Origin of the sequence: Photobacterium sp. DA100, assembly GCF_029223585.1 — a bacterium.
GTDB lineage: Bacteria > Pseudomonadota > Gammaproteobacteria > Enterobacterales > Vibrionaceae > Photobacterium.
Genome location: NZ_CP119424.1, coordinates 2,048,274 through 2,073,296, shown reverse-complemented (window position 1 = coordinate 2,073,296; position 25,023 = coordinate 2,048,274). Strand labels below are relative to the sequence as shown.

The 25,023-nt window shown below is 51.4% G+C and carries 17 protein-coding genes; 7 read left to right on the top strand and 10 right to left on the bottom strand.

Annotation, left to right across the window (positions count from 1 at the left end; translation table 11 throughout):
- Nucleotides 1-8: 8 nt before the first annotated feature.
- Both putA and PTW35_RS26930 read right to left on the bottom strand, forming a co-directional pair.
- Nucleotides 9-3,143 carry a bifunctional proline dehydrogenase/L-glutamate gamma-semialdehyde dehydrogenase PutA gene (putA, locus tag PTW35_RS26935; protein WP_281029159.1) on the bottom strand — a complete coding sequence of 1,045 codons (3,135 nt, stop codon included), beginning with the start codon at nt 3,141-3,143 and terminating at the stop codon, nt 9-11.
- Between the two features lie 445 nt (nt 3,144-3,588).
- Nucleotides 3,589-4,380 carry an AraC family transcriptional regulator gene (locus tag PTW35_RS26930; protein ID WP_281028256.1) on the bottom strand — a complete coding sequence of 264 codons (792 nt, stop codon included), beginning with the start codon at nt 4,378-4,380 and terminating at the stop codon, nt 3,589-3,591.
- Nucleotides 4,381-4,914: 534 nt separating this feature from the next.
- Between PTW35_RS26930 and PTW35_RS26925 the strand changes: the two genes are divergently transcribed.
- From PTW35_RS26925 to PTW35_RS26915, 3 genes are all read left to right on the top strand, one after another.
- Nucleotides 4,915-5,874, top strand: a complete 960-nt coding sequence (locus tag PTW35_RS26925) for an AEC family transporter (protein WP_281028255.1) — start codon at nt 4,915-4,917, stop codon at nt 5,872-5,874.
- Nucleotides 5,875-6,680: 806 nt separating this feature from the next.
- Nucleotides 6,681-7,391: a helix-turn-helix transcriptional regulator gene (locus PTW35_RS26920; RefSeq protein ID WP_039457647.1), complete on the top strand. Its 711-nt coding sequence runs from the start codon at nt 6,681-6,683 to the stop codon at nt 7,389-7,391.
- A gap of 171 nt (nt 7,392-7,562) precedes the next feature.
- Nucleotides 7,563-7,736: a hypothetical protein gene (locus tag PTW35_RS26915; RefSeq protein WP_044621737.1), complete on the top strand. Its 174-nt coding sequence runs from the start codon at nt 7,563-7,565 to the stop codon at nt 7,734-7,736.
- A gap of 47 nt (nt 7,737-7,783) precedes the next feature.
- Here the strand turns inward: PTW35_RS26915 and pdxH are convergent, their stop codons facing one another.
- The gene (gene pdxH, locus PTW35_RS26910; RefSeq protein ID WP_044621738.1) at nt 7,784-8,428 is read right to left on the bottom strand and encodes a pyridoxamine 5'-phosphate oxidase; all 645 of its coding nucleotides are present in this window, start codon (nt 8,426-8,428) and stop codon (nt 7,784-7,786) included.
- A 168-nt stretch (nt 8,429-8,596) separates the two neighbouring features.
- Here pdxH and PTW35_RS26905 point away from each other — a divergent pair, with 168 nt between their 5' ends.
- The 3 genes from PTW35_RS26905 (at nt 8,597) to PTW35_RS26895 (ending at nt 13,848) form a co-directional block, all read left to right on the top strand.
- On the top strand, nt 8,597-10,429 hold the full coding sequence (locus PTW35_RS26905; RefSeq protein ID WP_281028254.1) for an ATP-binding protein: 1,833 nt from the start codon (nt 8,597-8,599) through the stop codon (nt 10,427-10,429).
- Nucleotides 10,426-11,697: a sigma-54 dependent transcriptional regulator gene (locus PTW35_RS26900; protein WP_281028253.1), complete on the top strand. Its 1,272-nt coding sequence runs from the start codon at nt 10,426-10,428 to the stop codon at nt 11,695-11,697. The genes PTW35_RS26905 and PTW35_RS26900 overlap by 4 nt, the downstream gene beginning before the upstream one ends.
- 213 nt (nt 11,698-11,910) lie before the next feature.
- Nucleotides 11,911-13,848 (top strand): GGDEF domain-containing protein, encoded by a 1,938-nt coding sequence (locus PTW35_RS26895; protein ID WP_281028252.1) that lies wholly within the window; start codon nt 11,911-11,913, stop codon nt 13,846-13,848.
- Nucleotides 13,849-13,926: 78 nt separating this feature from the next.
- Here PTW35_RS26895 and PTW35_RS26890 read toward each other — a convergent pair whose 3' ends face one another.
- The 7 genes from PTW35_RS26890 to PTW35_RS26860 all read right to left on the bottom strand — a co-directional run bounded on the left by PTW35_RS26890 (nt 13,927) and on the right by PTW35_RS26860 (nt 22,316).
- The gene (locus PTW35_RS26890; protein WP_281028251.1) at nt 13,927-15,579 is read right to left on the bottom strand and encodes a FapA family protein; all 1,653 of its coding nucleotides are present in this window, start codon (nt 15,577-15,579) and stop codon (nt 13,927-13,929) included.
- Nucleotides 15,580-15,756: 177 nt separating this feature from the next.
- Nucleotides 15,757-16,161 carry a hypothetical protein gene (locus tag PTW35_RS26885; RefSeq protein WP_281028250.1) on the bottom strand — a complete coding sequence of 135 codons (405 nt, stop codon included), beginning with the start codon at nt 16,159-16,161 and terminating at the stop codon, nt 15,757-15,759.
- A gap of 240 nt (nt 16,162-16,401) precedes the next feature.
- Entirely contained in the window at nt 16,402-17,145 is a 744-nt protein-coding gene (locus PTW35_RS26880) for a phosphatase (RefSeq protein WP_281028249.1), read from the bottom strand.
- Nucleotides 17,142-19,283 (bottom strand): GNAT family N-acetyltransferase, encoded by a 2,142-nt coding sequence (locus PTW35_RS26875; protein WP_281028248.1) that lies wholly within the window; start codon nt 19,281-19,283, stop codon nt 17,142-17,144. Before PTW35_RS26875 ends, PTW35_RS26880 begins: the two co-directional genes overlap by 4 nt.
- Nucleotides 19,284-19,401: 118 nt before the next feature.
- Nucleotides 19,402-20,376: a ParB/RepB/Spo0J family partition protein gene (locus PTW35_RS26870; RefSeq protein ID WP_281028247.1), complete on the bottom strand. Its 975-nt coding sequence runs from the start codon at nt 20,374-20,376 to the stop codon at nt 19,402-19,404.
- A 7-nt stretch (nt 20,377-20,383) separates the two neighbouring features.
- Nucleotides 20,384-21,598, bottom strand: a complete 1,215-nt coding sequence (locus PTW35_RS26865) for an AAA family ATPase (RefSeq protein WP_281028246.1) — start codon at nt 21,596-21,598, stop codon at nt 20,384-20,386.
- A gap of 508 nt (nt 21,599-22,106) precedes the next feature.
- Nucleotides 22,107-22,316 carry a hypothetical protein gene (locus PTW35_RS26860; RefSeq protein ID WP_281028244.1) on the bottom strand — a complete coding sequence of 70 codons (210 nt, stop codon included), beginning with the start codon at nt 22,314-22,316 and terminating at the stop codon, nt 22,107-22,109.
- A 621-nt stretch (nt 22,317-22,937) separates the two neighbouring features.
- Between PTW35_RS26860 and PTW35_RS26855 the strand changes: the two genes are divergently transcribed.
- On the top strand, nt 22,938-24,938 hold the full coding sequence (locus tag PTW35_RS26855; protein WP_281028243.1) for a replication initiator protein RctB domain-containing protein: 2,001 nt from the start codon (nt 22,938-22,940) through the stop codon (nt 24,936-24,938).
- The last annotated feature ends 85 nt before the right edge of the window (nt 24,939-25,023 follow it).

Sequence of the window (25,023 nt, the reverse complement as noted above, 5' to 3'; positions counted from 1 at the left end):
GACAGCCATTAGGCTTCAACACGGTCTTGAGTAAAGCGGTACAGGTAGTGCGGACCGCCGGCTTTCGGGCCGGTGCCGGATAGCCCCTGGCCGCCAAACGGCTGAACGCCAACGACCGCCCCCACCTGATCCCGGTTGATATAGCAGTTACCGACACGGGCACGGCGCTCGATATGGCTGTAGGTACGCTCGTTGCGGCTGTGTACCCCCATGGTCAGGCCAAAACCGGTCTGGTTGATATGGTCGATCACCTGATCCAGCTCGCTCGCTTTGAAACGGACGATGTGCAGGATCGGGCCGAAGTGTTCATTTTTCAGAATATCGATAGAAGGTATTTCAAACGCCGACGGCGGGACAAAATCACCGTGCTGGCAGCTCGCAGGCACGGTTGCCTGCGCCACTAACTTGGCCTGGTTTTTCAGCGACTGGATATGGGTCTGCAGCTTGTCGCGGGCCACACGATCAATCACCGGCCCCACATCGGTGCTGTGCAGCTCGGGACGGCCAACCGACAGCTCGGCCATTGCTCCCTTGATAAGGCCAATCACCCTATCGGCAATGTCCTGCTGGATAAACAGCACACGCAGTGCCGAACAGCGCTGGCCCGCCGACGCAAAGGCCGAGCGCACCACATCACGCACCACCTGCTCTGGCAGCGCAGTACTATCAACAATCATGGCATTCTGGCCACCGGTCTCGGCGATAAGCGGTACCGGCTCGCAATCACGCCCAGCCAAGCTGCGGTTGATCCGCTGGGCGGTTTCGGTCGAACCGGTAAATGCCACCCCGGCGATACGGGCATCGGCCGTCAACGGCGCACCGACCTCGGCCCCAGTTCCCGGCAGCAACTGAATCGCACCGGCAGGCACACCCGCTTCTAGCATGAGCTCGATGGCGCGGAAGGCGATGAGCGAAGTCTGCTCAGCCGGTTTGGCCACTACGGTATTGCCCGCAACCAGCGCGGCAGAAACCTGGCCAAGGAAAATTGCCAGCGGGAAGTTCCACGGACTGATACAGGCGAAGACCCCGCGCCCCTGGTAGCTTAGCTGGCGGGTAGTGCCGTCAAAGCCCATCACCGGCTTGGGCTGAGAGAACTCTTCTGCAGCTTGATGGGCATAGAAACGGCAGAAGTCTACCGCTTCACGGATCTCATCAATACTGTCCTGGATGGTCTTGCCGGCTTCGCGATGGCAAAGCGCCACTAATTCCCCGGTATTGTCTTCCAGCAAATCAGCCAGACGCAGCAAGCACTGCGCACGTTCGGTCGCAGGCAGTGATGACCACTGCGGGTAGCTCTGTGCGGCGATTGAGATCGCTTCATTGACCTGTTCGGCACTGGCAAAGGCAACACAGCCTACGCTTTCGCGGCGGTCATATGGCGTGGTCACGGCCACAGTATTGCCACTGTCAGTTAGCGCCGCCCCATTGATAATCGGGCCGGCTTGCCACTGATGGTGGGCAAACGCCTGCACGGACTCACTGAATGGCTGCCACTGCGAAGCAATATCAATATTGACCCCGGCCGAATTCTTGCGCTGTTCGCCGAAGATCTGCGGCGGCAACGGGATCAAGCTGTTGTGCAAGGTAGGGCGTGATTTCAGGATGTCGACCGGATGCTGGATCAGGCTTTCCACCGGGCAGTTCGCGTCAACCAGGCGGTGCACAAATGAGCTGTTGGCACCGTTTTCCAGCAGGCGGCGAACCAAGTACGGTAACAGATCCTTGTGGCTGCCTACCGGTGCATAAATCCTGACATTGGTCTGGTGCATCTCCATGACATGGTTATAGAGCGCATCGCCCATGCCGTGCAGACGCTGGAATTCGAAGTTGCGGTGCGATTTTGCCATCGCCATCACCGCCGACACCGTGTGCGCATTATGGCTGGCAAACTGAGGATAAAACAGGCCGTTGAGGTGAGTTGCCAGCAAGAAGCGGGCACAGGCCAAATAGGAAGCATCGGTGGCTTCCTTGCGAGTAAAGACGGGATAGGCACTATAACCGCTCTGCTGGGACAACTTCAGCTCACTGTCCCAATAAGCCCCCTTCACCAAGCGCAGCGGGATCACATCGCCCTGCTCCTTGGCCAATGCCGCCAGCCACGCCAGCACCGGCAGTGCGCGTTTCGAATATGTCTGTACCACCAGGCCAAAACGACCCCATCCCCTTACCTCCTCGGCGCGGTAGAGCTTTTCAAACAGCTTCAGCGAGAGCTCTAGACGATCGGCTTCCTCGGCATCAATGGTAATACCGACATTGAGCTCGCGGGCGCGCTTGAGCAGAGACAGCACCGACAGGTACATCTCGTCCAGCACACGGGCTTCGTTAGCCACGTCATAACGCGGGTGCAGAGCGGAAAGCTTAATCGACACCGTCGGATCCGGCGAGCGGGTATTGCTGCCACTTTCGCTGGCATAGCTGTCACGGCCGACAGCCTCGACAGCCATGACATAGTCTTTGAAATACTTCTGGGCATCCTGGGCTGTCAAAGCCGCTTCGCCCAGCATATCAAACGAATAGGTAAAGCCTTTATCACGCTTGCTCTTGCCATTCTTCATGGCTTCGGCAATGGTCCGGCCCAAGACAAATTGGTGCCCCATGATCTTCATTGCCTGGTTCATGGCCTGGCGGATCACCGGCTCGGACATCTTGTTAACGAGGCGGTTGATGACATGGCTCGGGGCACCATCTTCCTTGGCATCGAGACTGACCACCTTGCCGGTCAGCATCAGGCCCCAGGTAGAGGCGTTCACAAACAGCGAGTCGGAATTTTTCAGGTGAGACTTCCAATCCGCCACACTGAGCTTGTCACGGATCAGGGCATCGGCTGTGGCAGCGTCGGGGATTCGCATCAAGGCCTCAGCCAGACACATCAGCAAGATCCCTTCTTTGGTGTCCAAACTGTATTCCAGCAACAGGGCATCGATCATCTGGACTGCATTCTGATCGGCGCGGACCCGCTCAATCAAGCTTGTCGCCTGCTCGGCAGTATACTGCCTCTCCTGCTCTGTTGGCTCAGCCAGCGGCATCAACTGCGCGAGCCACTGTGATTCATCCACGCTGTATAGGGGTGAAATCAAGGACCAGAGCTCATCCAGTGGACGCTCAATAAAACCAGGCTGAAGTACTTCTGCCGCATTGAACATAGTGATTCCCTCAATAGTGTACCGGATCAGGCAAACAGCATTTTCCATTACTCGCTGCCTCCCACCCAAGAAAATGTTACATCAGTGTTACCATTGAGGGGATTTTATTTTCCACCACTCCGATAGTCTTGCTATATTCTCCGATACTTTTTAGAAAAAGTCCGGCCTTTAACAAAAATTGACGGAGATTTTTTAGAAAACATGCATTTTTCCGTAACCAGACGCCAATTATTGCCTATTTAACACACAGCTTCGGAACAATGATCAAGAACAGACGGATCAATGATCAGGGACGATCAAAGAGACATAGACACGAAGAAGCTGCCCATGGCCATCATGAACAGCCTTTAGCAGAATAAACAACAGGCAGATAAGGCTGAATTGGTGCAGTCAGCAACAAAACGTCAACAAAAGGAATGGGACGGATAGGGTTGGTTTAGCGAAACTAGCCAGCCGGATTTTCACGGCGATAGCGCGCCGGCGGTTTGCCGTATAACCGGGTAAACGCCTGGGTGAAACTGCTCTGGCTGGCGAACCCGGTGCTTTGGGCAACCTGAGCGACGCTGAGCTGGGACTCTTCTATCAGATCCCGCGCCAGTTCCAGGCGCTTTTTCAGCACATACTGGTGAGGCGTCACGCCCGTTTGCTCTTTGAACAGAAAATGAAATTGGCTTTCGCCCAGAAAGACCAAGCCCGCCAACTGGGCTACGGAGATTTTCCGGGTCAGGTGCTGAAGGATATATTGATCAATGACATCCATGTTCAAACGATAGGTTTGGCGATCGTCTTTGAGCGGTTTGAAGTGACGATGCAGTACACACATCAAGGTATCGGTGCACGCTCTGCTGAGCAGCAGATCATCGGGGTGAGCAGCCATTTCTGCGGTTAGCGCCTGGATCAAGTTCTGTGCTTGGCGATCGAGATGGAAATAGCCCGAGTGCTCGAACAACTGGGCAAGATGATCTTGAGAGTAAGAGGCCAAGTACTGGTCTGAGGCTACATTCAATACCAATATTTCATTATTGCCGATACCAGAAAACGCGTGCTCGGAGTCCGCCGTTACCAGACAGCCCTGACCGGGACAGACCAGGTTGCCCGACCCTTCTATATCAAATTCCGTCTGTCCCGACAGACCAATCACCACCTGGTTGTAACCATGGTTGTGGTGATCCATCTGCTCCGGCAGCTTGACGATTTCAGAGGGTTTGAACAATGGCGAGTTTAGCTTTGTTTTCATGCTAAATGATCGAAGGATATGGCGGTGATTCGTAGTAGGAGCATACCATATTTCCCCAAAGAGCCATACTCCGGAACTATGATCAAGTGACGAGAATTTACGGCCAATGTCATTCTGATGTTATTTTGCTGATTTAAAAACCAGGAGCTGAAACCCACCGAGCCTTCCCGGGGGCGGCAGCCCGTTATCCCAGCCCATTTAATTGCCTGATTTTCAATCATTTAGGGTATATCCGATCAACCATGGCTGCATTGAGTGATTGGTTGCTGCGATTTTGCCCTGCGGGCAACGGACATTCGCTTGATCATTGTTCGGGGGAAAAATACCAAGATCATGATCTCGCTTGATCATCGTTCCAGTCGGAAATACATCGGCCGTCAAGCCGCACCTCTTGATCATCGTTCCATATAAATTCAGCATCTTGACTCAGTATCAGGTCCTGCAGGCCAAGATCGGAACAGTGATCCTTGATCATATTTCCTATCTCACCGCCATTTGTGTTACAAATATCCTTCTTAACAAGGATAGGCGACCATGACAGAGCTGCTTGCACAATTACATTATTCATTTTCCATCACCGGCCCCATCTTTCTGATGCTAGGCCTCGGGATCTACCTCAAGCGCATCGGCATGCTGACCGAAGATTTCATCGAAACCGGCTCCAAGCTGGTTTTCAATCTGACTCTACCGGCAATGCTGTTTTTAAGCGTTGCCCGCGCCAACATCTCAGAAATTGGTAACCCTGACTTATTACTGTTTGCGCTAGCTGCCAACATTCTTACCTATATCTTGTTCGAGCTAGTGGCCAGCCGGGCGATAACACAAAAAAAAGATCGCGGGGTAGTTGTCCAGGGCGCTTTCCGCGCCAACACCGGCATCATCGGCTTGGCCTACGCCAGCAACGCGTTTGGCGAGACCGGCCTCGCCTTGGGATCGCTCTATGTTGCCGTCATCACGGTAGCCTACAATGTCCTTGCTGTTATCACCTTGTCGCGCTCGAACCCGAATCTCCCGAGCCTTAATGCGGGGTTTCTCCTTCGCTCGATCATCAAAAACCCGCTGATCATCAGCATCCTCTGCGCATTGCCATTTTCACTGTTCGCCGTTCCCCTACCTGAGCTCATCACCAAGTCCGGAGGTTACTTCGCGGGGATGACACTGCCGCTGGCACTGCTCTGTACTGGAGCCAGCCTCGACTTCAATCAATTACGCCAAGAGCCGGCAAACACCCAATTTGCCAGTGTCGGCAAGCTCCTTGTCTCGCCACTACTTATTACCCTGGCAGGGATTGCTTTTGGCTTTCGTGAGTTGGAGCTAGGGCTGATATTCCTCATGAGTGCCGCGCCAACGGCGGCAGCCAGCTATGTCATGGCCAGGAGTATGGGCGGAAACGCCTACCTTGCCGCCAACATAATAGCAGTCACGACACTGGGTTCCATATTCACCAGCAGCCTAGGAATCACCCTGCTGAGAACTTTTAAATTAGTAAACTAACCCCAAAGTAGTACATGCAATTATCTTACCCTTACAACCAAGAAGGATATTAAGGTGCTACTGAGCGACTAATTTCATGTGTAATTAGTCGCTTTATTTTTGTTTAAAAAAATAAATATTATAAAAACTCAACCAATGTTATTAATAAAAATACCATCGGATCAATATTTTCAGCCAATATAAAACCCATGGATTGCAGATGCATGCATATCTAGGCATGCACTTTTATGCCTATACAGAAAAACCAACAGCACGCCCAAAAAAATGGATAATTTATACGCAAGAAACTATGCAAAGCATTTGAATAACCTGTCGTTTTTCCGACTGATAAGGCTCCATTTCTGACCTCGGAAAGGCCTACTTCGGTCGCGCAGCATTATTATGCTTCGCACTTCATAAAGCCGCGCCAGAACTGTGGACCACAATGTAAATTCGATGTCAATAGGTGATTTCCCCCCTTACTCACCTCTATCACTATTGTTATAGTATTTTCCGTAGACAGCAGACGGTGTTTTCCGTTTTCTGTTTACAGTATCCAACTTTGGATACATGCCAAGCGGGTTTACTTTGGTATACACCCTCATACCAGAGGATATGAATCTGATTGGATACCTCTTCTACACGTCGTACAGGATTGTGCTCTTCGGAGTCAAACTCTTGTCTTTGCCGGCCTATTGGGCCGGCTTTTTTTTATCATTTTTTACAAATGTGCCCAAAAACCCGTCACTGACATATTGTAACCTCTGTCTATTCAATTAAACTTCAATGTTGTAAATGCTCTATATCTATTAACTCAGGCACACGTAGTGAAAAATAAAGTAGAACCCTCTTTACTACATATATTTAATCAGCTCCCAGGATGTTGGGGATGTAAAGATAAGGATTCGGTCTTCGTTTATGCTAATTCCGAGTACGGGAACATCATTGGTGTAGATCATCATTTAGACTGCATCGGCCGCACCGATTTTGATATGCCGAGCCCAACCGTTGAGTGTGCTGAAGCATTCCAAGAGCAAGACAACCTAGTTGTGACGACAGGAAAACGGATGCGGGTGCTGGATATTCACCCTTATTCGGACGGAAGCTGGCGTGCACACTTATTCACTAAAACACCGTGGAAAAACGAGGAAAACGAAATCGTCGGTACCATTTTTTCGGGTGTCGAACTCAAGGATACGGCGGTACTTGAGGTTGGCCACTGGATTTGCCGGGCGGCGGGAATTGATCCGAAAGAGCAGGCTTCGTTCAACCTCGACCTCAACCACAGTGCCATCAACCTCAACACCCGTGAGTCGGAGGTACTGTTCCTTCTGCTTTACGGCAAAAAGCCACAGTATATCGCCAAGGTACTCGGTGTTTCGGTCAAAACGGTGGAGAATTACGTTATTCGCCTGCGCGAAAAGTTCAATGCACGCTCGAAAAACGAACTCATCGACATTGCACTCGATTTCGGTTTCGGCTCCCATATCCCAGAAAGCATGCTCAAGCGCCAACTGTCGGTAATTTTGAAAGAGTAAGCCGGTATACCCAAGCGCACTGGCAATAAACAGCAAAACTCGCAGACTTAGTTTGCCTTTTTGCAACCCAAAGCCTGTTTCCAGATCAATTTTTGTACTGGGCCGATTTTCTATAATCCGCCCAGTTTTTAAATTAACCGGCCGTAGAGCCGACAATCAGCTGGAAATATCATGAAGCAATTTACTATCACCTACGTTGTCCATCCCCATTTCAACATTCCTTGCAAGTACCAAATCCAGGCAGTGAACGAGATTGAGTCCATCGCCAGTGCCGAAAAAGCGTTGAAAGTCCGCCACCCGGAAGGTGTGAGCATCGTGACCAGCCAGCAGAAAATGGCAGCGTAAAAAAAAGAGCAGCTCACCGCTGCTCTTTTCAGTTCAGTACCACGCCTTTACGGCGCCAGGCGTTCAATTTCCCACTGCTGGCTTTCATCCTGCTTACGGGTATACAAAAACCTATCGTGCAGACGGTTCGCACCGCCCTGCCAGAACTCAATTGTATCAATCTTCACGCGGTAGCCACCCCAGAACGTCGGCACAGGCACTTCACCTTTGGCAAATTTTTCTTTCAGCTCAAAAAATTTGCTTTCCAGCGCTTGCCTTGCCGAAAGGCGGGAACTTTGCTTACTCGCCCACGCGGCAATTTGACTCTCTTTGGGACGTGACGAGAAGTACTTCAGCACTTCCATTTTGGAGAGCTTTTCGGCACAGCCCGTAATATGGACCTGGCGTTCAAGCGGGTGCCAAGGAAAATGCAGGCTAATCTTGCTGTTGTCAGCCAGCTGGATCGCCTTGCGGCTACCAAGGTTGGTATAGAAGACAAACCCGTCTTTATCAAAGTGCTTCAATAACACAATACGCTGATAAGGCTGCCCGTGCGCATCAACTGTCGCCACCGTCATTGCCGTGGGATCGGTCAGCTTCGCTTCTATCGCCTGATCCAACCAGGTACTGAAAAGTTGCTCCGGCTGTTCCGGCAAGTCATGACGACGCAAACCACCCTGTGTATAGTCGCGACGAATATCAGACAATTCCATTGTTATCTCCGCTTATTCTCTAGATGTTTGTAACAACGCTAAAATTGTGCGCTTTGTCTGGTTGAAACACAAGTAAATTGCCAACAGCGCTAACCCGCTCCGACTCTGCAATCAAGCTCGACGTTTCCCTGCCGGGAATTTGCTACAGTGGCAGAAAAAGGCCTTCATATGTCGAGCAAACTAAAATTCTTTTATTTCGCCCTGCTGACTGGGATTATCGGGGCCATGCTTATCGGCTGGCTGACCTTCTTGCAGATCCAGCAGCATCTCAGCGACAAAATCAACACCGATGTCACCCAGCTTGGCACCAAAATCGACGCTCAGCTCGAGCGTTACAGCCAATTGCCCGCAGTCCTTGCCAGTGATCCGCGGCTGCTTGCCCCCCTTCAAGCGATGAGCGATACCTCCTCAGTCCCCCCCATGGCCGAGTCGTTCCTCTCTATCAACCAATTGTTGGCGCAGTGGAACCAGACCCTGGGGGCCGACACCCTGTATTTGATTGACATGGCAGGCACGACGCTGGCCTCAAGCAACTGGCAGCAGCCCGATTCATTTGTCGGACAAAACTTCAGCTACCGTCCATACTTTCAGCAGGCTGCCGCAGGCCAAAATGGCCAGTACTTCGCTCTGGGTGCCCGCTCTGACAAGCGTGGGTATTATTTTTCCGCTCCTGTAATCCATAACCAGCAAGCGGTGGGGGTACTGGCTATCAAAATCGACCTCTCAATGCTTTCTGATATCTGGCAGTATGAGGACATTGAATATGCCATTACCGATGAACTTGGTATTATCTTCTACAGTTCAGAGCCAGCTTGGCTTTACCACTCGCTGGCAAGACTCAGCGAAACCGTACTGGCCCAAGTCCAGCAGTCGCGTCAATATGGCAGTGTCCAAATAACCGCCCTTACCGCTGCCGACAGCCTGGCAGCATTCAATCAGAGCAGAGTTCAGCCGCTGCGACAAAACCCTGCCACAGCAGCCATGACTTACATTACCGCCCAGCACAATATGAATAAGGCCGGGTGGTTAATATACGGCTTTACCCCGCAGGCCAGAGCCTTCGAATATATGGGTCAGGTACTATTGCTGTTTATCCTGATCTACACCCTGCTGTGCATCGCCGTACACTCATGGTGGCAGACCTACCGGGCCAGAGTCGCGCTTACCAACCTCAACAGTCGGTTGGAAAAAAGGGTCAGCCAGCGCACCCGCCGCCTGCAAGAGACCAACCAGCAGCTCAAGATCACCCTCAGCCAATACGAGCACAGCCAGGCGGAGCTTAAACAAACCCAAGACGAGCTGCTGCAGGCAGCCAAGCTCGCCATGCTCGGCGAGCTCTCGGCAAGCATCAACCACGAGATCAACCAGCCCCTCGCCGCGATCCGAACCTATGCCGAGAACAGCCGTAAGCTATTGGAGAAACAGCGATATAGCACTGTTGGCCACAACCTTGACGAAATCATCGAGCTTAACCAGCTGATCGCAGACATCATCGCCCGGTTCAAAGTCTTTGCCCGCAAGCGTGACTTCCGGCAAAACTCACCTCGCACCAACCCGGCGGACTCAATCCGCTCGGCCTTGTCGCTGATGCGCAATGCGCTGATCAAGCAAGGAGTCATACTGCGGCTTGAAGATATTCCCGAGGATCTGATCATCAACATCGACGCCGTCCAATTCGAGCAGGTGCTGGTGAATCTTTTGCAAAACAGCCTTCACGCGCTCCAAGGCCGGCCGGAGCCACAGGTCGGCATTCGGCTCGAATCCGATTCCAACCACGTTGTCTGCCGGGTATGGGATAACGGCCCCGGCCTGAACCAAGAGCAGAAGCAACAGGTTTTCACCCCGTTTTACACCACTAAGGATGACGGGTTGGGCCTTGGCATGACTATCTCCAAACGAATCATCGACGCCTACCGCGGCACACTCAGCGTCAGCGACCACCCCGGCGGCGGCGCTGAATTTACCCTCTCTTTGCCTTTAGACAGCGAGATCAGACCATGAATACCCCAGTCATGTTTATCGATGACGAAAAATCTATTCGCGATGCCCTCGGCCAGACCCTCGAGCTAGAGGATTACGACGTCGCGCTCTTTGCCAGTGCCAAACCCGCTCTGGAGCAACTGACGAACCAATTTAGCGGGGTGATCATTTCCGATATCAACATGCCTGGCATTGATGGCCTCACTTTTCTCAAGCAGGCGCTGACACTAGACGCCGAGCTGTCCGTTATCATGCTCACCGGCCATGGGGATATCTCCATGGCAGTTGAAGCCATGCGGCTCGGCGCTTACGACTTTCTGGAAAAACCGTTTTCCACCGAGCATCTGCTAGATGTGGTCAAGCGGGCAGCCGAGAAGCGAGAACTTGTTTTGGAAAACCGCGAACTGCGCAGAGAGCTTGAAGTACAAAGCGGACCGGGCCCACGGATTTTGGGCAACGATCCGGCCATTAAACAGCTCAGGCGCATCTTGTCTCACCAAGCAAAAACCCACTCGCCGTTGTTTATTCACGGCCCGAGCGGTTGCGGCAAGGCCTTGGTTGCCCGTTTCGTCCATGACCACGGTCTACAGCCCCATCAGCCATTTGTCACGATTGATTGCAGCGCCTCCGGGGCCGAGATGCAGCTCAACGAGTTAATAGCCGGCGGTACAACGCCGTTTGCCACCCTTTACCTCAAGCATATCGACCGCACCCCGCAGCAACTGCAACCTACACTGCAAGATCTCATTACGCCCCTTTGCCGGGGCGAACACACCGTTAGGGTGATCGTCAGTGCTGATGTCGACGGCCACCACCAAAGTGCGTCAGGATTTCTTCATACCCTCTATTTCAAGCTGGGGTTTATCACCTTGGATTTGCCGCCCCTAAACCAACGACAGGCTGATATTCCTTTGCTATTCCATAATTTCCTGCGCACGGACTGCAGCCGGTTTGGCATTGAGCCGCCTCAGATCGACAGTCAGCTGGAGCAATGGCTGGCAGAACAGCACTGGACCGGCAATGTCAGAGAGCTACGGCAGTTTGCCGAGCGCTATGCACTAATGGGAGCAAAAGCCCTCGATTCCCATCATCAGGCTCCCAACCATACCCAACAAGCCAGCACGCTGGCAGAGCGGGTAGCCGATTTTGAATGCAAGGTGCTCCATGATGCCCTCAACCGTCACCATGGCAGGCTCAAGGAGGTACAGCAGGAGCTTGGGCTAGCCCGCAAGACTCTGTATGACAAAATGAAAAAATACCACATCGATAAAAACGAGTTTAAAGCATAGGCACACCAGCAGTAGCCATGGGCAGAGACAGATGTAAACCGTGGCTACATTGCACTTTTTTTCGAACTATCTTCCGAAAACAACATGTTCCCCGCTCCTTGGCGCAGAGATAGCGGCAAAGTTTGGTACCTTAGCCAAAGCAAGAATTGACAACCTCAGTCGCCTGAACGCTTCCATTCATCCACTTTCTCTTCACGCTTGCTGAGATAGACTATGACTTTATTCCGCTATACCTATGCCTGGTTTGCAAGTTGCTTCACGGCACTGTTACTGTGCTTTATCGCCTTGTATGCGATGGGGATCCGTACCAACCTCATCGACCAGACCCAACAGCAATTTCGCTCGCATATCTCACTGCTGCAGCACCGACTCGAGTCCAGCGATAAGCAGCCAGATTATCAATCGCTCTTGCAACAGCTTCCCCCTCTCTCGCCGGGAGGGGAAACGCGGCTGCATGTGTTGGCGCACGACCAGCACTATTCAACGGTCCTGCCAGACCGAGAGCCTCAACAGCAATCATTATTACTAAGCGGGTTTTGGCCCCCGTTATCACTGCAACGGACACTACTCGGCAACAGTGCTCAAACTGTTAGCATAACCGTCTCCATGCCAGCCGCCGCCCTCACACCGAGGTTCTGGCAACAGTTGCTACCAGGCGCACTGCTTGGGGGCGCCATCTATTTGGCAGCAATGCTAATCACTTTCGTTGCGCTCAGGCGTAAACTCCGTCCCCTGGTGCAATTAGCCCGGCATCCAGTCTCCGCCACGCAGACACTTCCGCCGTTTGGGACAAACAGCCTCGAGGCCCAGGCTTGGGTCAACATGATCACGCATTTTAACCTGCAGCTAGAGGATATCTTCCGGCGCCAGGCTCTCGAAGCCAACAAGCTAAAAACCCAAGCCTATCAGGACAAGGTTTCCGGGCTTGGAAATCGCCATTACTTTATCAACCAGCTCGATGCCTGGCTCGACAACCCGCAGCAGGCGGGTTTAGTTCTGCTTAAGTCCACCTTGCTTGACCAGGTCTATCAGCAGCATGGCTTCGAAACCGGGGACTGTTTTACCCGCCAGTTCGCCGACGACCTCAACAGCAATATTGTCCATGCCCAGGTTTACCTTGCCCGGCTCTCCTATGATGAATTTGCGGTATTACTACCCAATATTTCCACAGACAAGCTCAAGCAGATTGGCCAAGCCATGCTGGAGGTTCATCAACGGCAGGAAAAAGCCCACCACGGCGAAACATCCGATAGCGTCTTCCTGGGCCTGTTGATCATTGAGCAGGCCAGCTCTGCCAGCCACGTCCTCGGCCAGCTGGATAACATCTTGGCACAGGCAACACGCAATCCCGGCCAGCCACTCCAGCTGCCCGATAACCCGCACCAGGTACCCAGTTTCGGCAAGCAGCAGTGGAAGTCCTTATTGCTCGAAGCTATCGAAAACAATACGGTGGTTTACCAATATCAGCCGGTGATCGACGAACGCCAGCAACCGTATCATTACGAGGTGTTCTCGTCGCTGAAGGCCAAGCAGGCGCGCTACTACGCCAATCAGTTTTTAGGCGCGATAGAAGATGTCGGGGCAGGTGTGCTGCTCGACAAACATGTCATCGCCCACCATATCAATATATTGAACGCAGACCCCGCCCGGGGCCCCTATGCCATCAACCTCACCACCAACAGTATTACCGATCCCGCTTTCAATCGCTGGCTCGGCCAGGCATTGACGAGGAACCAGCACCTGTCAGAACGTTTGCATTTCGACATTCCCGAAGCCTGCTTTATTCGTACCCCTGATGCATGCAGCCTGTTATGCTCGTTAATCCGGTTCCACAAATTCCGCTTTGGGGTGGACGGCTATGGCCGCTATTTCAAATCACTGGCTTACCTCGAGGAATTCCGTCCCGACTATGCCAAGGTCGATTACTCCTATACCCATCAATTGAATGATGAACTTAAAAAGCAACTGCTCTCATCTATCTGCCGGACGGCACACAGCCTCAATATACTGACAATTGCGACCCGGGTAGAAACCGAAACCCAGCTAGAGAGATTATCGGATCTCTTCGTTAGTGGATTCCAAGGTTTCTACACCGAGCAGAAGTTGAAGGAACTGCGGGGAAGTACGGGGCAGGTCCCCACACGCCACTAGGATGTCGCGCGTATGCTGTTTCGTCGAATGAGATTTACAGTGTAAATCCAATTTACACTGTAAATCAAAATGACAATATCATAATGGCGTACACTGAAGTACCTGCTCGAAGATATGGAGTTTTGACGGGCCGTGCTCTTGGGTGATCAGCAAATTTTCTTTTTCCAACCGACTTTGTACCCCGGAGTATACCCGATTGTAGGCCGTAATCATGACACGAGAGCGCAGCTCTTCGTATTCATCGCGCAGCTGCTGATAGTCTGTTTGAAGTGTGGTGATTTGCGATTTATGCTGTTCCGCGGCATGGTGGATACGCTCGGCTAGCTCGGCCGGTCGCTTGTGTTCAGGTAGTTTCAACAATTTCAGCTGAGCCTCCCTGATCTTTTCGACGTTTTGAGCTTCTAGCTGATACTCGCGGTGCTTAGCTTGAAGCTGATGTTGCAGGTACTCATGCTTGGTAAAGGCATTCACCACCGTCGGGATCCCGGCCAGGGCACCTAGGTTGACCACGCGGATACTGTAGCCAGCCTCCGTGACCCCACCACTCAAGGTACCTTGGCGTTTGAACTGATCCATCACGATAACTTCGCCTTCAGCGCGTATCACGCTGTGAAGCACATGGAGCGTAAACTGCGCATTCTGGCCACAAGTGATTTCGGCGAATTGGGCAAACTTGCTGGTCACATTGCCTTTGGCTTCGATAGAGCAACCAAGCTTGGAACCATCGTGTTTGCGACCTATGATCCCTTTGATAATGGAGATGTCCCCCCCGGCTTTTAAATCTGCCAACTCAACAAACCCAGCAACCGTAATATTGCCGGTTGCCGAAACCCGCATCCCTGGAGTGACATCTCCGGTGATCAGAATACTGCCATCAAAGTCAATATGGCCTGTTGCGACATTGACCCCTTTTAGCGTAAGTGCCTCGTCTACCTGCATTCCCCTTGGCTTGCGTACCGGAATGCCCGATTGTTCGGCCAGCAGCAAATTAGTATCAAGTTCACTGATCATCGTGCCATCACCGGGCTGAAACTCACTGTCTTTACCGGGTTTGGCTGGCAATGCTTTGCCCTGCACCGTGAACCCGGGAACCCCCTCCGTCGCGGGAACGCGTTTCATCAATGGCTGGCCAGCTTTAACGGTGATCAAATCGCCCAGATCACGCATATCGACCTTGCCATCGTCAGTTACCTGAGGCTTTAGGATACGGTGGCTGGCATCATCGACCAGGGGCTCGAAACGGGAATCGACACCATGCTCGGGCAAACGCCCGAATGCAATCGGCAGCGTCAGCTTCTCTCCGGGAGTGAGCCTGGACGCCTGCTCAAGTAATTGGTGCAGCTGCGATTTGCGTATCCCTTTCACTATCCGGTTCTGCTTGAGGGCCTCAAGAATATCAGCACCGGTTGCAGCTTTTCCGCCATATGGCGCTGTCACCGTGATTGAGGCGCGCATGAAGTCGGGGTCAGCTTTCACCACCAAGCTGGCATCACGCCGCTCGGCAATAACAACAGTTTCAGCACTGGTACTGCCGGTTGGTAACTCAACAGCCTGGCTTGTTATGGCTAGTGCAGAATCTATCGCTTTTTCAAATAAGTAAAAGCTCTCTGCACCAACGGAATGGAGCTGCTCAAGCAACAATTCCCTGGTCGGGGCCGATTCTTGGGTAGGACTCGCCGCGAATAACACTGATTGTCCATCTTCAGAGATACGCAGAAAAAGCTCTGCCATATCAACTCCTTTTGCCTGCTATTAGCGAACATTAAAAATGTTATGGTTGCTCCTTAATAGTACAGTAACGAAACAGTTACCAAGTAACTGTTAAGTCACACTTTTATCTGAAAAATGTTTATACACGCCAAAATGCAAGTAATTGCATATTAACAATAGATAAACATTGAAGACAATTCAGACCAAAGCAACAGCGCGAATCTGCTGTTCACTCAACCAGCTATCGGTAACAAAGATATAGCTTTTATGTGAAGGGTGCTTTTTGTTGACCGATACATGGTCATTTTGCAGAAAACCTTCGAGCATACCGACCGGTTGAAGATACAGCTGGTAGCAGGCAGTGAGCGGCAGCGATGTCGGTGATTCAATATAGATGCACTGGCGGCTCAACCGATTAGCAATCACTCTGACACCATAGTCCTGGCTATCGATCGTTTCACCACTACTAAGCAAATGACCATATAAGCGGCCAGCTATACCGCCACGTCCAACAGAGAAACATTTTTCAGCGTCGGCGTCTTGGCACACAGCAGGGTGAAACATTTCTTTAAGTGCTGGGGGAAAATCTTTAACCAAACTCATGCTTTCTCCTTATTATTATTTTATACCTGCCACAACGAAAAACGGCAGGGCGCTCAGCATACGTCGCAAGCATCAAAAAAAGCGGGATTCTTTAAACCTAGTCAACAGGGCAAAATAATACAAATGTAAATCGCAAAGCTCATAACTGGAGAATTTACAGTGTAAATTTTGCCAATAAAAAAGGTGGGTAGCCCCACCTTTTCCATATAACTCACTCAGAAATTTACAGTGTAAATTCACCTAGCACAAAGACTGAAATTCACTAATCGGTGTCCGGCCTCGAGACTCAAGAAATCCCAGAAAACGAGAAGCGCTAGTGGTAACAATTGCCGATTCGTCGATTTTCGTTTTCTCAAATAGCGCCATTACCGAGTCAAACTTACCGACATCATAAGCAAAGTGCGCGTCCGACCCGGTTGTGAACTTAACACCGACCTCTTTGCCAATTTCGGCAATACGCTCGCACCGTGGCTGGCTGCCAATGCGAGATCCAGATAGCGAAGAGTTATTGATCTCGACCAAAACCTTGGCCTCGGCCGCGGCGGCCAGCACACGTTCAAAATCGAAATCAAAATTAGGGTTACCCAAATGACCCAGCGCATCGACGCGCCCCGATTTGATCACATTAAGCAAAGCTTCAGTGTGCGCAGCCGATGTCGAAGGCGCAAATACCGGTTCATGAAAACTGGCCAGAACCCAATCCAGATGCTCCTCCACTTTGGGCAAAACATCAATCTGACCATCAGTATTGGTGATATTTGCCTCGACCCCGCGAAGGATACCTACCCCATGGAGAAAGCGAGGAATCACCTTTTGATTAGCAAAATGCCAGAAGTGAGGTGCTCCGGGCATAGAAGAGGCGTGATCGGTTAAGCACAGTAACTGCAAACCATTTTCCGCAGCAGCCTTGGCGTTCTCAAGTACCGTGCTATAAGCATGACCACTGGAGACTGTGTGGCTATGGGTGTCGACAACAAAATTCATGACTCGCTCCTTGCAATAAAAATATTTTGAATATCAGCACTGATAAGCGCTCGAAGTCGTTGCTCGGCTTGTTTGCGGCCAGCGAGCTGGTAAAGCTGAACGATTTCTTGCCACGACTTTCGCTGAATGACTTTGGCGACAGGAAGGCTAAAAGCGGCCAGCTCAGAAAGCCGATCAGCACTGGCTAGACGCTGCAGCAAATATTGCTGCAGTGACGGAAGCACGAGCTCATACCCCAATCCCCCTTGGCAATATAATGAAAGCTGCTCTTCCTCCCATTCCCGGGCGAACGATGTCGGAAGTACTTGGCACGATAGCGCATCGACCAACAGAGGCAAGAAATCATCGGCGGGCATGTCGCTGAACGCTTCGCAGGCGTTGGCCAGCAAACCCGCTGAGAAGAATACCCTGGCTTTGGGAAACCACCGCTGACTGGATATGCCAAACGGTTGGACACATAGCAGAGAAGGGTAACCGCTCGAGGCGTCTTTCTGTAAACCCAAACGAACCGCTTGGTATCCTGCTTGCTGCCAAAAACCAAGTAGTTCGGGGACATAGCCAAAACTGGTGCCGAGAAAATCGTAGCGAGTCTGGCCCCACTGACGAACGCAGGACAACAGTTGCAGGCCAATCCCCTGTTGCTGACAGTCTGGGTGAACAGCAATACGTAAAACACGGCCGGAATGTTGAATCGCGCCATCCAAGATCCCGATATGGGCTGCCAGCGATTGGGCCATTAAATGGCCCCGCGGCCTTCTCGTGCCAAGTTGGATCTGCCGGGCTAGCTCGTCAGTAAATCCGCCTTCGTCGACAATCAAGCAGCACCCCAAGACCCAGTCGCCGTTGCGACACACCCAAATATGCAAGCTATCATCGTCGAGCAAGTTCACCAAGTCAGCCGGCGATGTTTGGTAATGGGCATTGACCAGCAAACCAAACAAAGACGAAAGCAGGTTGGGAGAGTGTAGCAACCGGGCTTTATCAACCAGTTCATACTGTGCCGTTTGGGGATCAAGCCCTTCACAGGAGACCTCCGCATCGAGCAACAGGGCATTGAAAATCCATTTTTCCAGTGGGTCATGATCCGCCCAGCGGATAGCTTGCTGCATCTCGAACGATCGCCACTGCGGCATGACGCTGTCGAGTTGCTGGCGGAACTTGACGGCAAAACCACGACCGGTCCCCTCGTAACCATGAACGGTACTGGAAAAAGCAATACGGTTAAATTCACGGAGCAGCGAATTAAGGACAGGGGCAGGAATGGCCGCCGCTTCATCGACAATCACAAAGTCAGCCGACGGTGGCTCCGCCAAGAGGACATCGGGGGCAAAAAATGCAATCGATCCTTTACCGACCTCGAGCTTTTTCTGCTCACTAAATGCCAGTCCGAATTGCTCGGCGACATGGCGAAAAACCGTTTGGCAGGCCAGATAGGAAGGTGCGGTGACCACAATATTGATCGCACGCTCAGCCAATAGGCTAGCGGCAGCCAATCCTAGCGCCGCCGACTTCCCCCGACCACGATCGGCAGTCAACACCAAAGGCCGTTTACGATGCCCGGTGACAACCCGGCGGACTGCTTCAACCGCACCAAACTGGCATGCGGTGAGGGCGCCATATGGAAGGGGGTCACCACAAGCACTGGCGGATTGCTGATCCGCAATCTCACCACCTGCTGCGTGGTTGGCTGCCGAGCTAGGACAGGGCAATACCGGAAGCTCAGCACCGGCTTCCAACATAATGACTTCGGGTTGAAGCAACAACTGACGCAACCGCTTGTTGAAGTTGGACTTGGAATCGCCAAACCAATCATGCGGCAGCAGCAATAGCAAGATCCCGCCACCGACAACCGTCCCCGACAGTGCGCCGAGCGCCTGCGCATCCAAGCCTTGATGGCCATTGACAGTGAGCATCTGGCATTCCCGGCCCAGCCACTGTTTGGCCTTCTTGAATGGAATGCTTTCAATACCCGCAGCAATTGCCTCTCCGCAGAAAAGCCGGTCGGGGTAGAGCGGATTGAAAGCAGCTAACACTTCCATCGCCCACGCTTCAGTTCCCTTGGCAACGACGAGATAACGGATATTTTGACTGGCCGCAATCGATGAGAGGGTACGGCAAAATTGAGAAAGTTGGGACATGCTATGACTCAATGACGAACAACACCTTGATAATACCAACATGCCGATAGCGGTGCGAAAAAAAACCACGCCTAGTGGCGTGGTTTATCGTGACAGTGTGTGGTTTTTCGTAGCGAGGCTACTTCAAGTAGTCGGCTAGGTAAGCAAGGATATCTTCGGCCTGGCGCTCACTGAGCTTCTTCAGTTTAAGCTGGAGCTTGTCGCCGTCGCGCAGGTAGCTGATTTTCCCCTTCACCAATTCTTGCGGCTTTGGTTTTTCAACCTCAATTTTTGGCTGCAGCGTCTCGCCGATCTGCTCAAGTTTACTGGTCACTTCACGGGTGATACGAGTGATACCTGAGGCATTGATCGACTTCCACATCGCGTCGTCAGCGGATGAAATCTCACTGACAAACTGTTGTTGCTGGTCGTTGCTAAGACCAAAGAACAAACGGTGCAGTTTGACAATCGTCGGGCGGCCAAGCTCACCGACACTCGGATAGGCCATCAACAGCTCCATCGGCAAAGATGCCGCTTTCAAAGCGCCACTGACCAAAGCTTCACTGCACTGGCAATACTTAGCAAGCTCTTTCTGATCGGCTACTTTGCCGGATTCAAGCAGCGCCTGCATTTCCTTGCCACGTTCAAATAGCGACAATGGCTTGTGGGCGTTCGCAACGTCAGAAAGGAATTTGGCGTGATCGCTGTTGATCCCCTTCCCCACGTAGATGAGGAAATCTTTTTCCGCCAGAATACATGACATACGACGGCGGCTACCGTCCAGTACTTCAATCCTGCCATCATCCAACCAGCGGCCCACGGCTGGATATTGCTGTCCGCGCTCTTTTAGTGTCGTCAGGATATCAGCAAGTGCATGCTCGTTGAGGAAAGCTTGTTCACGGGCATTTTCCGCAAATACACGTGTTTTATCAGCAACCTGATTGGCCTGGATTTTCACCAGTTCAAATGCGACGGTTTCTTCACCGGCGACGGCCAGTTCGATCACCGACGCCTTGTCGCGGGCTGCGGTCTGTGCTTCTGTTGGCGTTGTTGCCCGGCGCTTGTCTGCCTTGCCGAACAAACGGGCATTGAGATCTTTCGTTTTAATCGCCATCCCCTAATTACTCCCGGTTCAGGTTGGCCCAGTGAGAGTGCATCACACGCTCTAACTCGAGGCCAACACGTTGGATCGCTTCTTGTGCTGTCGAAAGGGTCTTTTTCCCCCCTTCAAATTCTGCTGCCGTAAGGTCGAACACAGTGCTGTATGTATCGGCGCAAGTTTCGAAAGCCCGGCTACGCGGAACCGTCGCCATCATCACTTGATCACGGAGCAGATAGTTCATTTCGGTCAGAACCGATACCTGCTTCTTGTTATCATCCTCGAACATTGTCGGCATCAGGCGGATAAACTCCAAACCGTGCCAATCTTCAGGGAACATCTCGTAAACTGTTGGTAAATGCTGGAAAAAGTTGACCGTTGACGCCCAGTCAAGACGCTTCGCCGCACAAGGAATAATCAAGGCGTTGGACGCATACATGGCATTCCACACCAGAGGATCAATGTGTGGACCGGTGTCAATCATGATGATGTCGAACTCATCTGCAATCGGATCGATGACTTTTTCTTTCAGCAGGCGAACGATATTCAAGTCCTGGTTTTCCGCCAGATCCTGCCAGGCATCGGCATTGAACATGGCATCTTCAGGGAACGCAGCGATGGTCTTCAGGTTAGGGTACTGGGTAGGCATCACTACATTGCCCATCAAGAATTCCTTGTCGATCGCCTGTCCTTCTGGGACATTTTCCAGCATCACATCCACAGCTGAATAGATCGTATCCTGATCGCCCACGCTGATCTGCGGGTTAAGGAACAAACGCAATGACCCCTGCGGATCAAGGTCAATCAGACAAATACGGTAGCGCTTGTCCAGATCAAGCGCGAGGCAGGCCGCTAGGTGAACGGCTGTCATCGACTTCCCCGTGCCGCCTTTCTGGTTCTGGACATTAACAATCCAAGGCTTGCGTCCAGCACCTTCACGCTCATGGAAAGCGGGCTTTTTTGTCGCTTCCATCAATTGGTGCGCTTCTTCCAGGCTAATGGAGTAGTGGTTGGCATTATTTTTAGTAAATTGGTGGCCATTCGCTTCCATGCGGGAAATTGCATCGTCCAGCTTGCGGCGAGTAAGGCCGGAACGGCTTTCCATCAAAGCTTTCGACATGGGAGGGAAGGCTTCCTCACGACGCTCTTCCAATACAATTTCAATTCGGTCCGCCTGGACCTGTTTCGTCTGCTCGGCAATATTGAGCAAGTTGTCTATGGTTTGTTCCCTGTTCATTGTCTTTATTCACCTTGAAACATTTTGCTTTATTGTACAGCAAAAAAACACCAAAACAATAAAAAGCTGAACAGCACCGTGTGATATTTATCTCAGCATAAAGCAAAATAGAGAGCAAAAAACCGACGTTTTCGATATATTTTCTGCTGGCAAACTTAACAGAATCCCCCTGTTTGTGACAAAAAACAAAAGTGTTACGGCGTCACCATTTTACAATGTAAATTGACGATTAGGGCTATATCACCGGAAGCGTGAGAATAGTTGGCTAATTTACGGCAGGTGCCACACTGACTAAATTTCATCCTCACGGCTCAATAACAACAGCCGGCGCGGTAAATTTTCCAAAACAATAGTGAAATTGAATAATTTCATTATGATCGGGCAGACACAGCCAAACAGGGCTTTCGACGATCAACCTGAAATCCTCATGAATCATGATCTTGGCCTGATAGAGTGAACACCCGCTTGATCATCGTTCCTGATGAATCCGCCAGATCACGAAGCATGATCAAGGCAAAAACAAGGCCCAAACAATCGTCATTGGCGGCAGCAAAAGATCGGAAAAATGATCAAGTAAAAGAAGCTGTAAATCGATCCTCGCACCAATCCTGCCGAAAGCATGGAATACCTCGGCTAATTTACGGCGAGTGTAGGCCTGATAAGGGCTAAGCAGCAAAGCATGCATGGAAAAATGCCTCATTACCCGCTGTGAATCCATACTGGATTGCACAATTGAAATACACGGCCAAAGTCTTGATCATGCATCCACTCCGGACACATGATAAAACACCGGCAGAATACGGAAAGTGTCAAATCAATTTTGTTTAAAATTACACCACAAGGAAGGAGAAATGCGAAAAGGGAACCAGAACAAGCGTCTGTTTGCCCTGCCATGATCATTTTTCCGGCCCCAAAAAGCCGTTCATGCCAGCTTCAGTAGTGACAATTTTCATTGGTCGTACAAATTTTCGCCCGCGGGCTCAGAACGGCCTGTGGATAACCTGTGAAGACGCGATGATCATGCTTTCATGGACATGTTGATCATGCTTGCTGATTGATGATGATCATATTTCCAGACCGTGTATGATCATCGTTTCAGGATGCTGTTGATCATTTTTCCGAAGTCTCTTTGATCATTCTTTCGAACATGCTGTTTTTTATATTTATATTTATCAGTGCCTTACGATAAAATCACCAACCGGATCATAAGATCAGTAAATCAATAAGATCAAAATAAACAAAAAGATCAGTTTAAAAAAAGCCAACAAAAGAGCTTTCTTTCTTGTTCTATTTCTATTAATCTTTCACGGAAAAATGATGCATCTACGGCTAATGACAAATGAACTCCGCGCTTACATCAAACAATAAGAACATCGACAAAATATTGATCCCCGCTCCACGATCCCACAAAGACGGGCATTTGTTCTCGATCCCGGCGAACTTGATCGACTGGCTACCGCAATACCAGCATTTCAAAGGGGTAACCAAGAGCATCATTGAACTATTGAACCTCATTTCGCTTCGTGGCCTATCGAGTCACGATGGCATGGTTTCAACCACGGAGCTCGTTGAGGCCACTGAAGGCCAATTAACCCGAGCTGCGATCCAGCAACGGCTGCGGGCTGCGGTCAATATTGGTTTGTTCAAACAACAACCCGTCAGGTTTGAGGAAGGTCTGGCGGGCAAAACCATGCTGCATCATTTCATCAACCCTGCCATGCTGATCTCTCAGCTCGGTACTGGCAGCCTGAACTCTGAGCAATCAAAAGCCAAAGAAAAGCAAAAGCGCTCCAAAGCCTTGGCACAAAACCATGTCAACCGTCAGCTGCTGAGTGAGCATGGTCTGGGGACTCCCCCAACCATGCCTGATGAAGCGGATCAAATTGTGATCTCCCCGACGAGCTGGGCGGGGATCATCGACCAGGCGCTGGCTCCGCCGCGGACGAAGAAGAGTTATCAGAAATCGATGGTTGCCATCAGCGGGACCAAGGCGATCATCGAGACACGATCATCGAAGTCGATCATGACCGTCGACGATCTGATGACCTTGTTTGCTTTGTTCACCCTCACGGTACAGTACCATGATCACCATATCGCCGATTATGAGATCCAGTCGCGCAATATGGGCAACAAGACACCCGTTTACATCACCGATATCTTGGCTCTGAGGGGCAAGAAAGACAGTGGTCCGGCCCGTGATTCGATTCGGGAAAGTATTGATCGCATTGAATTTACTGACTTCCAGCTGCATGAACTTACCGGTCGGTGGATGAGCGAGAATATGCCGGAAGGGTTCAAGAGTGACCGTTTCCGCTTCCTTGCCCGTACCATTACCGCGTCCGAGGAAGCACCGAAGGAAGGGGAGGACGGCGAGATCCGGATCAAGCCGAATTTGTATATTCTGGTGTGGGAGCCGTCGTTCTTTGACGAGCTGTTGACCCGGGACTACTTCTTCCTGTTTCCTCCGGAAATCTTGCGCCAGCATACTTTGGTATTCCAGCTGTATTCATTCTTCCGTAGCCGGATGTCGCGCCGCCTCAATGACTCGATGATGCTCAGCGAACTGAACCAGAAACTGGCTCGCAACATCGAGTGGCGCCGTTTTTCTACCGATTTGATCCGCGAGCTGCGCAAGCTGGCGGAGGATAAGATCACCGAGCACGTGTTTGCCGTAAACTTGTGGGGTTATCATTTGACCATTACGCCACACGAGGAAGGCAAGCGCTATTGTGATTACCAGATTGATATCCGTTGCGATGTCGATGAGGTCATCCGTTACTCACGGGCGAAAACCACCAATGAAGGCAAGCGGACCATGGCCCCGACCATGCCGAACCCGCTGCGGAACGAGATCTTGCCCAAGCAGGAGCTTGATCAGCTTTCCGAGATCATCGATGGTGAGTTCGAACCGATCCAGCGCAAAGAATCCCGTCCCAAGGGGCGTCTGGGCCGCCGGGTGAAGCTGCGCAAGCACCTGGTTGAGATCAATGCTGATGAATTGACCATTACATTGTCGAAATATACCTCCTCAGAGGCCCTGCAACGCAGTATAACGGCGTTATCGGCGATGAGTGGTCATTCTATTGCCTCGATCAGTGAAGAGTGCCACGGCTTGCTGGAGAAGCTTGACTGGCTGAAGGTCAACGGAGAGGTGGTGCCGTATGAGACCTTGAGCAAGACCATCGAGCTGTATAACGGCCAGCATGATGAGGGACATTTGTCGATTGAGCGGCTGATTTCAGGCCTTGCGGTAAGACGCAAGGTTTGTAAATTGGTGTATGAAGGCCACATCAACGAGCAGGTGATGAATGCGCTGGACGATATCGCCCGCGGTAGCTAAGTTGTCATTATAAATAATAAAAAAATCCGGCCAGCAACCTACTGACCGGATTTTTTTATGCCTGCTGTTCAGCTAACTTGGGTAT

Coding starts and splice junctions, on each gene's coding strand:
- putA (WP_281029159.1), bottom strand. CDS start 3,143: ATGTTCAATGCGGCAGAAGTACTTCAGCCTGGTTTTATTGAGCGTCCA.
- PTW35_RS26930 (WP_281028256.1), bottom strand. CDS start 4,380: ATGAAAACAAAGCTAAACTCGCCATTGTTCAAACCCTCTGAAATCGTC.
- PTW35_RS26925 (WP_281028255.1), top strand. CDS start 4,915: ATGACAGAGCTGCTTGCACAATTACATTATTCATTTTCCATCACCGGC.
- PTW35_RS26915 (WP_044621737.1), top strand. CDS start 7,563: ATGAAGCAATTTACTATCACCTACGTTGTCCATCCCCATTTCAACATT.
- pdxH (WP_044621738.1), bottom strand. CDS start 8,428: ATGGAATTGTCTGATATTCGTCGCGACTATACACAGGGTGGTTTGCGT.
- PTW35_RS26905 (WP_281028254.1), top strand. CDS start 8,597: ATGTCGAGCAAACTAAAATTCTTTTATTTCGCCCTGCTGACTGGGATT.
- PTW35_RS26900 (WP_281028253.1), top strand. CDS start 10,426: ATGAATACCCCAGTCATGTTTATCGATGACGAAAAATCTATTCGCGAT.
- PTW35_RS26895 (WP_281028252.1), top strand. CDS start 11,911: ATGACTTTATTCCGCTATACCTATGCCTGGTTTGCAAGTTGCTTCACG.
- PTW35_RS26890 (WP_281028251.1), bottom strand. CDS start 15,579: ATGGCAGAGCTTTTTCTGCGTATCTCTGAAGATGGACAATCAGTGTTA.
- PTW35_RS26885 (WP_281028250.1), bottom strand. CDS start 16,161: ATGAGTTTGGTTAAAGATTTTCCCCCAGCACTTAAAGAAATGTTTCAC.
- PTW35_RS26880 (WP_281028249.1), bottom strand. CDS start 17,145: ATGAATTTTGTTGTCGACACCCATAGCCACACAGTCTCCAGTGGTCAT.
- PTW35_RS26875 (WP_281028248.1), bottom strand. CDS start 19,283: ATGTCCCAACTTTCTCAATTTTGCCGTACCCTCTCATCGATTGCGGCC.
- PTW35_RS26870 (WP_281028247.1), bottom strand. CDS start 20,376: ATGGCGATTAAAACGAAAGATCTCAATGCCCGTTTGTTCGGCAAGGCA.
- PTW35_RS26865 (WP_281028246.1), bottom strand. CDS start 21,598: ATGAACAGGGAACAAACCATAGACAACTTGCTCAATATTGCCGAGCAG.
- PTW35_RS26860 (WP_281028244.1), bottom strand. CDS start 22,316: ATGGATTCACAGCGGGTAATGAGGCATTTTTCCATGCATGCTTTGCTG.
- PTW35_RS26855 (WP_281028243.1), top strand. CDS start 22,938: ATGAACTCCGCGCTTACATCAAACAATAAGAACATCGACAAAATATTG.